The following is a 12,818-nucleotide window of genomic DNA, read 5'->3' as shown; positions in this document are numbered from 1 at the left end:
TCGCCCGCCAGCGCCCGAAACCATCATACCAATGGATCGCAGGCCGACAATGCACTAACAATCAATTTGGACCAGTCAGATGAGGCTGCTCAGTCGCAGGACACGAAATTGCTCAGTAAGCATATATTGGCGCTTGGAGCGCAGGACGACGCCATCCTTCCACCGGATTGCCCGAACCGGTGAATCACGCTCAGCCAGGTTTTGGGTATCGAGTGAGTGGAAACCGCTCCTACCTAGATAACCTACCAAAGCAGACTGCTGTCCAGCTCGACAACCCGGGTTTATACTTGCTGTTTTTCCGGGAAACTCTTCGGTGTATTGCGGTTCAACTTCGAATGCTCCGCGACCAATTCAGCCAACTCTGGCCGGCATGAACCGCAGTTTGTTCCAGCTTGAAGGGCATCTCCGATATCGTCCGCATTGATCAAACGTTTGTCGCGAATGGCGCCGATGATGGTTTTTAGTCCGACCCCGAAACACGAACAGACAATTGGTCCACAGTCTTCAGAAGCAGCAGATGACCGGCCAGACAGTATCTGAATGAGCGAAACCTCAGGCAAACTTGCCAAATAGTCTCGCATCAGAATGATAGGTTGGCGGGAGACGAAAAGCGCTGCCAAGAGGCGCTGTCCGTCTGACAGCGCGATCCTATGCGCGCCGCGATTGGGGTCTTCGATTGAAGTCACCATGGCATCAGGTAGTCCAAACCACTCGCGGGCTTTGTGTTCCCAATCGTCGATGTCCTGCTTCCCTGCCAACTCCATCCTGTAGCCTTTGCCCGTTTTGCTCATTGCCCAGTATTCTGCCGTAGGCGAAGCCGCATCGACGGAAATGGCGAAGCCGTACCAGGAAGCATTCAGACGCCGCACAGAAACAGCCGTCGCCTTGCTTTCAGGCTGTCCAGATATCGGATCAGTCACACTTGGAACAAGCGCATCCACACGGGCTGAAGGTGCCGTTTCACCCGTCCAGTGAATTGGTGCGAACACTTGCCCGGGTGCGACAGCTTCCGAGATTCGAAGGCGAAAGACACCGCTTCCAACTGAGCTGTCGAGTTGGACCAAATCTGCGGCGCTAAGGCCCAACCGATCAACGTCCGTTGGATTCATGTCAACAAAAGGTTCGGAAAGGTGGGCTGATAAACGAGGCGACAAACCTGACCGTGTCATGGTATGCCACTGATCCCGGTTTCGCCCTGTGTTTAAATGAAACGGGAATTGTGCACAGGTTTTCACTTTGGGCGGCTTGTGAGAAACCGGAACAATACGCGCTTTGCCATCAGGATGAAAAAACTGTCCATCGCCAAAGAACCGCTTGTCGGTCGCACCAAGTGTCGTTGGCCATTGTGTGGGGCTCAGCGCATCATAGTCTTCATCCCCAATGTCGGACAACTCGGTAATATTGAAGTCCTTGCCAAAAGACGCCGCAAGTGAGGTCATGCTCGCGTATTCTCTGAAAATCTGCGCCGGAGACTCGTAGTTAAATGCCTCTTCCCAACCCATCCTACGGCCGACCTCGGCCAAGATATCCCAGTCCGAGCGGGCTTGCCCCGGAGGGCTCAAAACGGCACGTTGTCTGCTTATCGTGCGATCTGAATTGGTTACAGTCCCCGATTTTTCTGCCCATCCCGCCGCTGGCAGCAGCACGTCTGCGATACGCGCGGTATCTGTCCGCGCGGTCAGGTCGCTGACAACTGTAAATGGGCAGTTTTCAATAGCTGCGCTCACTCTGTCCGCGTCCGGCATGGTAGCCGCAGGGTTGGTGTGGATGATCCAGAGCGCCTTGATCTGACCGTCTTCGATGGATCGGAACAGATCGACCGCTTTTAATCCTTGCCTCCGAGGGATGTTGGGCGAATTCCAAAATTGTTTAACCGCCTGACGATGGTCCTCGTTTTCAATGTCCAGATGGCAAGCGAGCGTATTGGCCAGACCACCCACCTCTCGACCGCCCATGGCGTTAGGCTGACCTGTGACCGAGAACGGCCCCATCCCTTCGCGACCAATTCGACCGGTGGCCAGATGGCAATTCAAGATCGCATTGACCTTGTCGGTACCGCTGGAAGACTGGTTTACACCCTGACTAAAGACCGTAACGACCCGCTCAGTCCCGATCCACAAATCGCAAAACGCGTCAATCTCAGATGGGCTGAGCCCCGTCTCGTCAGGATCGTCAAGCTGCGCCAGTTCGAGGGCTTCAGAGAACCCATTGCTTCGTTCCAGGAATTCGGCGGATACATGGCCGGTCTGGTGAATTCTGCAAAGCAATCGGTTGAAAAGCGCTACGTCGCTGCCTGGCTGAAGCGCCAGATGAAGGTCCGCCTGATCACAACTCGCTGTGCGGCGTGGGTCAATGACCATGATCTTCGTGCCACGCGCCTGACGCGCCGCCATGATCCGCTGATAGAGAACGGGATGACACCAGGCAAGGTTTGAACCAACCAGCACAACTAAGTCAGCGTGATCCAGATCTTCATAAGTTCCGGGCACTGTATCGGTTCCGAAGGCGCGTTTATGCCCGGCCACAGTTGACGCCATACACAACCGCGAATTGGTGTCGATATTGGCTGAGCCGATGAAGCCTTTCATCAACTTGTTGGCAACATAGTAATCCTCGGTCAGCAATTGGCCCGAGACGTAAAAAGCTACGCTGTCCGGTCCGAACTCTCTGATCGTGGCCGAAAAGCGATCGGCAACCAACTGCAGCGCATCATCCCAACGGGTGTCCTGGCCGAACGCGCGTGGGGCCAACAACCGGTGGTCTAGACCCACGGTTTCGTCCAAAGCCAACCCTTTCGAGCATAGACGCCCGTAATTGGCCGGGTGGTCCGGGTCGCCTCGCACGGTAAGACCACCGGCACCATTGGGGCGCAAAAGAACACCGCAGCCGACGCCGCAATAGGCACATGTTGACCGGACCTCTGGCAGGCCAGTTCCGTCCATCAGGCCGCACTCCGCCGGGTGACGGCGCTGTCGTCAAGCAGGATGCGCCCATCTTCCAAACGTACGGGGTAGGTGGTGATGCGACCATCATCTGCGCCCTGAGCCTCGCCCGTATTCAAGTCGAAAACCCAGTTGTGCAGCGGGCAGGTGACCGACTGGCCGTGGACGATGCCTTCAGACAAAGGGCCACCCTTATGGGGGCAGCTATTGGTTGCGGCGTACACTTCAGCCTCAGCAGTACGGAATACGGCGATGCAGCCGATATGGGTTTTCACCAACCGCGCCCCGCGTAAGGGAACCTCGTCGATATGTCCGATGTCGATCCAGCTCATTCCGCTGCCTCCAGTGTGAAATCTGCAATCGGCGCGTAGGTCTGCGCTTTTTCTTTGACGTGTTCGGCCCACGGGTCTTTACGGTAGATGCTTTGCGACAGCTCGAACCTGGCGACCATGGCGGTGCGGTTTTCAAGGTCGTCCACGACCTGAGCTTTGACCCAGTCCATGCCGACCTTGCCTAGCCATTTATACATTCGATCCAGATATTTGCCGCCTTCGCGATAGGCTTGCGTGACGGCCATCACCACCTCAATCGCTTCGCCTTCGGTCTGGACCTGGCACAGCAATTCGGTCTCTTTCACGTCCATACCGGCGGCCCCTCCGATACTGATCTGATAGCCTGAGTCCACGCAGACAACGCCGATATCCTTGCAAGTCGCCTCAGCGCAGTTGCGAGGACAGCCCGACACGGCCAGCTTCAGCTTATGCGGAGTCCAAGACCCCCACAGGATTTTCTCAAGCTTGATGCCGAGGCCGGTGCTGTCCTGCGTGCCGAACCGGCAATGATCGGTTCCGACGCAGGTTTTGACCGTCCGCAGGCCCTTGGAATAGGCGTGACCCGAGACCAGACCGGCCCTGTTCAGATCCGACCAGATCGCAGGCAGGTCTTCACCCTTCACGCCCAGCAGATCGATGCGTTGGCCGCCGGTGACCTTTACGGTTGGCACGTCGTACTTGTCGGCGGCGTCGGCAATGGCACGCAGTTCTTCGGGGGTGGTGATCCCGCCCCACATGCGCGGCACTACGCTGAACGTACCGTCTTTCTGAATATTCGCGTGTTTGCGTTCGTTAACGAAGCGGCTTTGTGGATCATCCTGATATTCCAGTGGCCAATCCGCCAGAAGGTAATAGTTGATCGCCGGGCGGCAGACATGACAGCCGTTGGGCGTATTCCAGCCGAGTTCCTGCCAGACTGCGGCCTGGCTTTTCAGTTCCTGCCCTTTGATCAGACGGCGTACATCTTCATGCGTCAGGTCGGTGCAACCACAGATCGGTTGTGCGGCTGGCATCTGGAACGCATCGCCCAAAGTGACCTGCAGGACCTGTTCGACCAGACCCGAACATGTTCCGCAGGAAGCGCTGGCCTTGGTACTTGCCCGCACCGCGCCCAGATCGCCAGCCCCTGAATGGATCGCCTCGACAATGTCGCCTTTGCATATGCCGTTGCAGCCGCAAATCTCCGCCTCAGGCGGCAATGCTGCAACGGCTGAGAGAGGGTCCGCGGTGTCGCCCCCCTGGTAGGCCGGGCCAAAGATCAGCGTCTCACGCATGTCTTCGATGCTGGTGCCATCCTTGATCAGGCCTAAAAACCAGCCGCTGTCGGCCGTGTCACCGTACATGACAGCGCCGATCAGACGGTCCTGTTCGATCACAAGACGCTTGTAGACGCCCCGCGATGGGTCGCGGAACACGATATCCTCACGCCCCGGTCCATCTGCGAAATCGCCAGCGCTGAACAGATCGCAGCCGGTGACTTTCAACTTCGTTGAAAGAGTTTTTTGCTCAAACGCGGCCTCTTTATCCAACAAGGTATGCGCCGCCACTTTCGCCTGATCGTAGAGCGGCGCGACAAGACCAAAGACCTCTCCGTTATACTCGACGCACTCACCCACAGCATAAATTTCCGGATCCGAGGTCAACATTTGGTCATCCACATGAATGCCACGCCCGGTGGCCAGACCGGCCTCCTGCGCCAGCGCTGTATTGGGACGGATGCCAACGGCCATGACCAGCAGATCACAGGGCAGCTCGGTCCCGTCGTCCAGCAAAAGTGCGCGGACCTTGCCATCTTGCCCAAGGATTTCCTTGGAGTTCGCCTGTAGGCAGATCTTGATTCCTTTGTCTTCCAGCGACTTCTTCAGCAGGTAGCCTGCGGCTTCATCCAACTGACGCTCCATCAGGTGGCCCATGATATGCACCACGGTGACGTCAACGCCGTGCGCGGCCATGCCCGCCGCAGCTTCAAGCCCCAGCAAGCCGCCACCGATCACGACGACCTTGTTGTCGGTGCCCATGTCCATCATCTGCTGGGTGTCTTCCAGGTCGCGATAGGCGATGACACCGTCCAGATCATGACCGGGCAGGGGGATGATGAACGGGTTTGACCCGGTTGCGATCACCAGCTTGTCGTAGGGAAGGTGTCCGTGCACGCCCTCGACAACCTTCATCTCGCGGTCGATCTTTGCAACTTTCTCACCGAACCGGCAAGCAATCCCCCGCTCGGCGTACCAGGCGTCATCATGTGTGACGATCTCTTCATAAGTCTTCTCACCCGACAGAACCGGGCTCAGCATGATGCGGTTGTAGTTCCCGCGGGGCTCGGCGTTGAACAGGGTGATGTCGAACGCATCCGGCGCGGCGTCGGTCAGGTGTTCTAGCACCCGGCCCGAGGCCATGCCTGCGCCGATGACAACAAGTCTTTGTTTCATGGTTTCACTCCGCTGCAATCGCCTTGGGGGCGGGCGTTTTTGGCTTGGCGCCGTGTTCGTATTCTTCGAGGAAATCGAGGACCTCCTGCCGGTAGGCGTAGTAGTCCGGATGCTCCAACAGCGCTTTGCGGGTGCGCGGGCGCGGCAGGTCGACCTTGGTGATCTTGCCTATGGTCGCTTGTGGGCCATTGGTCATCATCACCACGCGATCGGCCAGCAGGATCGCCTCATCCACGTCATGGGTCACACAGATTGCGGTGACCTTGGTGCGGGACCAGACCTCCATCAACACTTCCTGCAATTCCCAGCGGGTCAGACTGTCGAGCATCCCGAAGGGCTCATCCAACAGCAGCAGCTTGGGCGATAGGGCAAAGGCGCGTGCGATGCCGACGCGTTGTTTCATGCCGTTCGACAGGTCGCTCGCGGATTTGTCCATCGCATCGGCCAGACCGACGCGTTCCAGATAGTATTCAACGACATCCTGACGCTCGGCGATGCTGGCCTTGGGATAGACTTTGTCGACCCCGATCGCGACGTTTTCCTTGGCAGTTAGCCATGGGAACAGGTTGGGGGATTGGAACACCACGGCGCGTTCTGGATCAGCCCCCTCGACATGACGACCATCCAGCTTGATCGCGCCCTTCGATATATCGTTCAGCCCCGCAGCCATGGTCAGAACCGTAGATTTTCCGCAACCTGAATGGCCGATCAGCGAGATGAACTCGCCCTTATCGATCTTCAGATCGAAATCCTCAACAACGGTCAGAGGGCCCTTGGGCGTCGGGTAGACTTTATGAAGCTGTGAGAAGTCGAGGAAACGACTCTCGATCATCCCCTTTTGTGCCTCGGCCACCGCCGTTGGCACTCCATGGATCGGTGTAACATCGGGCAGTATGCGCGAACCTTCGACCTTGGCTTCGATCCCCACATCCATCAGGTACTTGGTGACGTCGGCGCGTAGACGCTTGAACGTCTCGTCGTTGTTCATTGCACCGCGTTCGCGAGGGCGCGGGATCGATACGCGGAATTCCTGGCCCAACGTACCATCGGGGTTCAAGGCGATGATCCGGTCGGCCAGAATGATCGCCTCGTCCACGTCATTGGTGATCAGAACGCAGGTCTTTTTGTCGGCCTCCCAGATATATTCGATCTCATCCGCCAGATTGGCACGGGTGAGCGCGTCGAGCGCCGACAGAGGCTCATCCAGCAACAAAACCTCGGGGTTCATCGACAAGGCACGCGCCACGTTGACCCGCTGACGCATCCCACCCGACAGTTCCGCCGGGCGGCGCGTGGCAGCATGGCTGAGACCCACCATCTGCACATAATGCGCGACCTTCTCGGCCTTCTCAGTCTTGCCGAGGCCTGGAAAGACCGTATCGACCGCCAGCCCCACATTGCCGCTGACCGTCAGCCAAGGCATCAGTGAATAGTTCTGAAATACTACGCCACGTTCCGGGCCCGGCCCCTTGATCGGAGTTTCTCTGAACGTGACCTCTCCGCCAGTTGGAGTATCCAGACCGGCCATGAGGTTAATCAGGGTCGTTTTTCCGGTGCCGGAAAAGCCGAGGATCACCAGAAACTCGCCCTTCTGCACGTCCAGATCGATGCCTTTCAGCACATCCGTGCGCGCGGCGCCTTCACCGAAGGATTTCGTGACGTTTTTGAAGCTCAGTATGCTCATCGCGCTCACCGGTTGTTCGTGAATGTGAAGAGGGATTGCAGTGCGTACATCACCCGGTCCAACAGGAAACCGATGATGCCGATGGTGAAGACCGCAACCATGATCTTGGCAAGCGAGCTGGACGAACCGTTCTGGAACTCATCCCAGACAAATTTGCCCAAACCGGGGTTCTGCGCCAGCATTTCAGCCGCGATCAAAACCATCCAGCCGACACCCAGCGACAGGCGCAAACCTGTGAAAATCAGCGGCAACGCCGAAGGCAGCACCAGCTTAGTGACTTTGGTATAGGTGTTCATTTTCAGAACCTTGGAGACGTTTACCAAGTCCTTGTCGATGGTCGCCACACCCAGCGCGGTGTTGATCAGAGTCGGCCAAAGCGAACACAGGGTCACGGTGATGGCCGAGATCAGGAAGGACTTGGCGAACCAACCGTCGTTGGTGACGTAGACGGCCGAAACGATCATGGTCACGATCGGCAGCCATGCCAGAGGTGAGACCGGTTTGAAGATCTGGATCAGCGGGTTCAGCGCCGCATTGGCGGTCGGCGACAGTCCAGCAGCGATCCCAAGGGGAACGGCCACAACGGTCGCGATCAGAAACCCGAAGAACACGGTTTTGATAGAGGTCCAGATTTGCTGGTAGTAAGACGGCGCGCCGGTGTAGGCGACTTGTTTGACCTCGTCCGCGCGGCCCGTATCGATCAGCTTCTGGTTCCGTTTCTCAACCATTGCCTCGAACTTGGCGCGCTTGGCGGCCTTGGCCTGTGCGTCCTCGTTGAGGTTGACCATTTCTGCCCAGACCTGAGCTGGGCCTGGCACGGCGCCCAGGGAAGTTTGCACTTTCGGGGCGAGCGTCCCCCAAAGCAACAGGAAGGCGCAGATCGACAGCAGGGGGACGACCAGAAGACGCCAGATTTCGGTCATCTGAGCGCGGGGGTTGTCTCCGGCGGCAGCTTTCAGGACCGGGGTGGCCCAGCTTAGGCCAAGAATCTGGAACCATTTGTCGGCGGCGTTGATGCGGGTGAACAGGCGGGTGCGACGCGCCTCTTTGGCGGCGTCTGCGTTGAATTCGGGATCGACCGTTGTCATCTGATGTGTCCTTGCGATGGCGGGGCACTTTGGGGTGTGCGCCCGACTGATACCGGGCGCGACGCATGGGATTAGCCTTGCACGTCCGAGCCGACGATCTTCTGATCGCCCTTCAGACCAATGGACAGGCTTTCGAGATAGGCGTTGGGGGTGCGGCCGTCATAGGTGATGCCGTCGATGATATCCTCGGCCGGGGTGGGCGCTTTGTAACCATCACTGTCCCAGGGGAAGTCGGCCTCGTTCGCCAGGCCTTCATCGACTAGCAGGCGCGCGGCTTCCAGATAGATCTCGGGTTTGTAGACAGATTTGGCAACCTCGTCATACCAGCTGTCGGGCTTGGATTCAGGGATCTGACCCCAGCGGCGCATCTGTGTCAGATACCAGATCGCGTCCGAATAGAACGGGTATGTCGCGTTGTAGCGGAAGAACACGTTGAAATCAGGAACTTCGCGCTTGTCGCCTTTTTCGTATTCAAATGTGCCGGTCATCGAGTTGGCGATCACGTCATAATCTGCGCCCACATATTCCGCGCGGCTGAGGATCTCGACCGCCTCGGGGCGGTTGGCGTTGTCGTTCTCATCCAGCCACATTGCGGCGCGGATCAGGGCCTTGGTCACGGCCAGCGTGGTGTTAGGATACTCTTGTGCGAACTCGGCAGTGATGCCAAAGACCTTCTCAGGGTTGTTCTTCCACAGCTCATAGTCCGTGATGACCGGCACGCCGATACCCTTGAACACAGCCTGTTGGTTCCAAGGCTCGCCCACGCAGTAGCCGTATATCGTGCCGGCCTCCAACGTGGCAGGCATCTGCGGCGGTGGCGTTACTGACAGGAACACATCTGCGCCGATCTGGCCGGTTACGTTGTCAGGGCTGTAGTAGCCGGGGTGCAGTCCACCGGCGGCAAGCCAATAGCGCAGTTCGTAATTATGGGTCGAAACGGGGAAGACCATGCCCATGTTAAAGGGCTTGCCTTCGGACTTGTATTTCTCGACGACCGGAGCAAGCGCCTCGGAGCTGATAGGGTGTTGGGGACGACCATCCTCCATCACCGGGATATTCGGCTTCATCTCTTCCCAAATCTCGTTCGAGACGGTGATGCCGTTGCCGTTCAAGTCCATCGAAAATGGTGTGATGATATGCGCCTCGGTGCCGTATCCGATGGTCGCGGCCAAAGGCTGCCCGGCCAGCATGTGCGCGCCATCCAGCTGCCCGTCGATCACGCCATCCAGCAGCACTTTCCAGTTGGCTTGTGCTTCCAGCGTCACGAACAGGCCTTCGTCAAGAAAGTACCCATTCTCATAGGCGACAGCCAGCGGCGCCATGTCAGTCAGTTTGATAAAGCCAAACGTTAGCTCGTCTTTTTCCAGTTCCAGTTCGGCCAGTGCCGGTGACACAAGCGCCGTCGTCGCAGCAAGGCCTAAAAGAAGCTTTTTCATCTCGTTCCCTTTCGGTTCAGCCCAACCCGTTGGGCAAACAAAAAAGCCGCCGACACAGTCCGCCGGGAGGAGGTGGCGGATGGTCGAGCGGCTTTGCTCTTGTGAGGTGCCCTGGACTATGGGCGAATTCCGTCGGTGGGCGTCGTTACCTTCCGATGTTCCGATTTAGCCAGTCACGCAGCGGCGCGTCATCAATTTTCAGCGTTTTCACCTCGAAAATTCTGCGGCGCAGCAATAACAGATGCTGCACTGCAAAAATTTTGTGCAGACTTACCCCGCTGGCTCGAAAATGCGTCGGTCGAAAAAGACGTTCCGAGACAGAATCAGGCTGCCATTGGTCGAGGCAACCGCCGTCGACTCGGGTAACGCCCCTTCAAGTTTCTCGGACGCGCCGGGTGTTTCCACACCAAGCCCTTGCAATTCGCGACGATAGAGATCACTGCGAAAGACCTTTGCGGATTGTCGTTCCGCAGTTCCGGCGTCCAGCCCGTTTCGTTTCGCCAATTGATGCGCAACCCATTTCGCCTGACTGCGCCATGGGAAGGTGGCAGCGCCGTCAAAAAACTCGACAAACCCATCGACATGGCGCTGCTCGCCGCGGGCCGATATAGTGAATTCGCCCATCAGCGCTCGGTCAATCAGTTCGGGTGAGACGTTGAGATAGGTTTTACGCGATAGCATCTCGGATGCAGTTGTTCGGCTGTCCGTGTTCGAAAGCCAGCGTCCTGCGCGCCAAACGGCCCGCATAAGGCTGCCCAGCAAATGTGGTTCGGTTTCGGCCCAGTCGTTTCTGACCGCCAGCACCTTTTCAGGTGCACAGGACCAGATCGCCTTGCCGGGCAACAGCAGTGCACCGACACTGTCGTCTACAGCGAATGAGCCCCAGGGCTCACCCACACAGAAGGCATCGATCTCGCCACCTGCGAGCGCCTGCGCCATGAGTGGAGGCGGGACGGTTCGGATTTCGACCTGTTTCGAGGCCAGTTCGGTTCCAGCGACCCAATAACGCAACAATTCAACATGCATCGAAAACGTAAAAGGTACACCGAACACCAAAACGTCGCCGGCGGCCTGTGCCAGTGCAGCCCCAGCTGCAGCAGCATCGGAGAAATCGAAGCCGTAGCCTTGGTCGGTCAACCGCCCAGCCAATTGAGTTCCAACACCTATGACATTGCCATTGAGCGACAGGACAGACACGGCGGATAACGGTGTCGCAATGCCTCCAAGACCCAAAGCCATCGCAACGGGGACGGGTGACAGCAGATGTGCCGCGTCCACGTGCCCAAAGGCCAGCATATCACGCAGAGACGACCAAGATGGAGCCGGTCGCAGGTCCAACGAGATGCCTTCGGCGTGGTCAAACCCCATCTCGCGTGCCACGATCAGTGGAGCGGCATCAACCAAAGGCATATAGGCGACAGGCAGGGTTACCGTTCTCATGACAACAAACCTGATGCTGTGACCAAGGCTTCGGACACCTCGGCAACCCGGCGATTCTGATTCATCGCGGTTTTACGGAGCAGGGCATAGGCTTCATCTTCCGAAACGCCCTTGGCCTTCATTAACAAGCCCTTAGCTCGGTCAATCACTTTGCGCTCTTCCAGCGCACGGCGGGTTTCGGCCAGTTCGGTCCGCATCTGACGTAACACCTGAAACCGGGCAATAGCGGTATCGATCACAGGTTTAATGCGCTCGGCTTGCAAACCGTCGACGACATAGGCCGATACCCCGGCCTCAACTGCGGCTTTCGCCAACCCGCCCGCAGCGCTCGAGACAAACATCGCCACGGGACGTTCCAATGGACCTGAAGCAACGGTGAGCTCTTCCAGCATATCCCGCGATGGATTGTCGATGTCGATCAGGACAATGTCCGGGCTATGCATTGCAATTTTACGTGCCAGCCCGGTGACATTGCCGATTACAGAAACGTCTACGTCTCCAGCCTCTTTTAGGGCATCTACGATCGCAAAAGCACGCTCTTGGTTCTGTTCGACTACAACGACGGTCAGATGTTGATTCATAGAGTCTCAACTGAGCCCAAGATTCATTGACCGCAATTCCAAGGCCAATAATCTGTTCACTAGGCTGCCGGTTCGCCCATTATTTCAGCGTATTTCCGCATTTAGCGGAATGCCTGCACAGTTTTTCTACATGGCATCAAAGAAATCTGCGGTGAGCGCTGCAGTGGCGTCTCGCATCGAACCTTGTGTTTTTCACTTGCTCTAACGGTCGTAGGATTTTTCAACAACTCTGATCTGTCCGATCGCATCAAGACGGGGCATGCCTTGCCCCATCAGAAGTTCAAACTGCCGCAACTTCGAATCTACCTCTTCTGGCTTCGGTCGCTTGTTTGCTATTCGTGGTTCTCCGTTTCCTAAACATAACGGTAGACCAGTTCAGTTGGGGAGGCTCAAAGCTGCCCATACTGCTTTGTTCTGCCAGGACCCCTACCAGTTCCGCTGGGGGATCTTCAGTCAGTAGGGCTCAGGTCTTGAGAGGCATAGGCCCACGATTTATTTCTCCATTCGCTCATAGATCGTGAGAAGCCTGGCGGCTCGTTTCACGGCGTCGAGCGGGAGGTCGGTACGCAGGGAAAGGTACAGAGATGAGTTTGATTGAAAGTTTGATAGCGCCCTGGGAAGGCGTTTGCGGCAATGGAATGCCCGACCCATTCGCATGAGGTAAGGGCCGGCGCAGTGTTTTGGCTTCTGATGGGACGAGCCGGAGCGCTTGCGCGCATAGTTCGCAACGGATTGTGTTACACCCTCTGTCACAGTTTCGGGCGACTGAGACACATTGTCTAAGATGAGCTTGGAAAAGGTCTTATTTTCTCGACTTTTCATGGAAATTGGCTGGGGTGGTAGGAATCCTTGCCGACCGATGAAACCTATCAACTTTTCCCAC

The 12,818-nt window shown here is 57.2% G+C and carries 9 protein-coding genes and 1 pseudogene; 1 reads left to right on the top strand and 9 read right to left on the bottom strand.

The window, feature by feature from the left end:
* Nucleotides 1-183, top strand: a 183-nt coding sequence (locus tag GOW09_RS22460; protein ID WP_217360305.1) for a hypothetical protein, incomplete at its 5' end; no start/stop codon positions are given.
* A 98-nt stretch (nt 184-281) separates the two neighbouring features.
* Here the strand turns inward: GOW09_RS22460 and GOW09_RS22045 are convergent.
* The 9 genes and pseudogenes from GOW09_RS22045 to GOW09_RS22455 all read right to left on the bottom strand — a co-directional run.
* The gene (locus tag GOW09_RS22045; RefSeq protein WP_171121041.1) at nt 282-2,942 is read right to left on the bottom strand and encodes a nitrate reductase; all 2,661 of its coding nucleotides are present in this window, start codon (nt 2,940-2,942) and stop codon (nt 282-284) included.
* Nucleotides 2,942-3,274 carry a nitrite reductase small subunit NirD gene (gene nirD / locus GOW09_RS22040; protein WP_170713628.1) on the bottom strand — a complete coding sequence of 111 codons (333 nt, stop codon included), beginning with the start codon at nt 3,272-3,274 and terminating at the stop codon, nt 2,942-2,944. The genes GOW09_RS22045 and nirD overlap by 1 nt, the downstream gene beginning before the upstream one ends.
* Nucleotides 3,271-5,706, bottom strand: a complete 2,436-nt coding sequence (gene nirB, locus GOW09_RS22035) for a nitrite reductase large subunit NirB (protein ID WP_171121039.1) — start codon at nt 5,704-5,706, stop codon at nt 3,271-3,273. Before nirB ends, nirD begins: the two co-directional genes overlap by 4 nt.
* A gap of 4 nt (nt 5,707-5,710) precedes the next feature.
* Nucleotides 5,711-7,390, bottom strand: a complete 1,680-nt coding sequence (locus GOW09_RS22030; RefSeq protein WP_171121037.1) for an ABC transporter ATP-binding protein — start codon at nt 7,388-7,390, stop codon at nt 5,711-5,713.
* A 5-nt stretch (nt 7,391-7,395) separates the two neighbouring features.
* A complete protein-coding gene (locus GOW09_RS22025) occupies nt 7,396-8,478 on the bottom strand; it encodes an ABC transporter permease (protein ID WP_152458841.1) in 1,083 nt (360 codons plus the stop codon).
* Nucleotides 8,479-8,549: 71 nt separating this feature from the next.
* Nucleotides 8,550-9,914: a CmpA/NrtA family ABC transporter substrate-binding protein gene (locus GOW09_RS22020; RefSeq protein ID WP_152458840.1), complete on the bottom strand. Its 1,365-nt coding sequence runs from the start codon at nt 9,912-9,914 to the stop codon at nt 8,550-8,552.
* 270 nt (nt 9,915-10,184) lie between these two features.
* Nucleotides 10,185-11,354 (bottom strand): ABC transporter substrate-binding protein, encoded by a 1,170-nt coding sequence (locus tag GOW09_RS22015; protein WP_171121035.1) that lies wholly within the window; start codon nt 11,352-11,354, stop codon nt 10,185-10,187.
* Nucleotides 11,351-11,935 (bottom strand): ANTAR domain-containing response regulator, encoded by a 585-nt coding sequence (locus GOW09_RS22010; protein WP_171121033.1) that lies wholly within the window; start codon nt 11,933-11,935, stop codon nt 11,351-11,353. Before GOW09_RS22010 ends, GOW09_RS22015 begins: the two co-directional genes overlap by 4 nt.
* Nucleotides 11,936-12,427: 492 nt before the next feature.
* Nucleotides 12,428-12,818: pseudogene (locus GOW09_RS22455) on the bottom strand (hypothetical protein); the annotation flags it as partial.

Source organism: Ruegeria sp. HKCCA5463 (genome assembly GCF_013034175.1).
Classification (GTDB): Bacteria; Pseudomonadota; Alphaproteobacteria; order Rhodobacterales; family Rhodobacteraceae; genus Ruegeria.
Note: the sequence above shows the minus strand (reverse complement) of the source record. Positions and strands in the feature narration are given on the sequence as shown.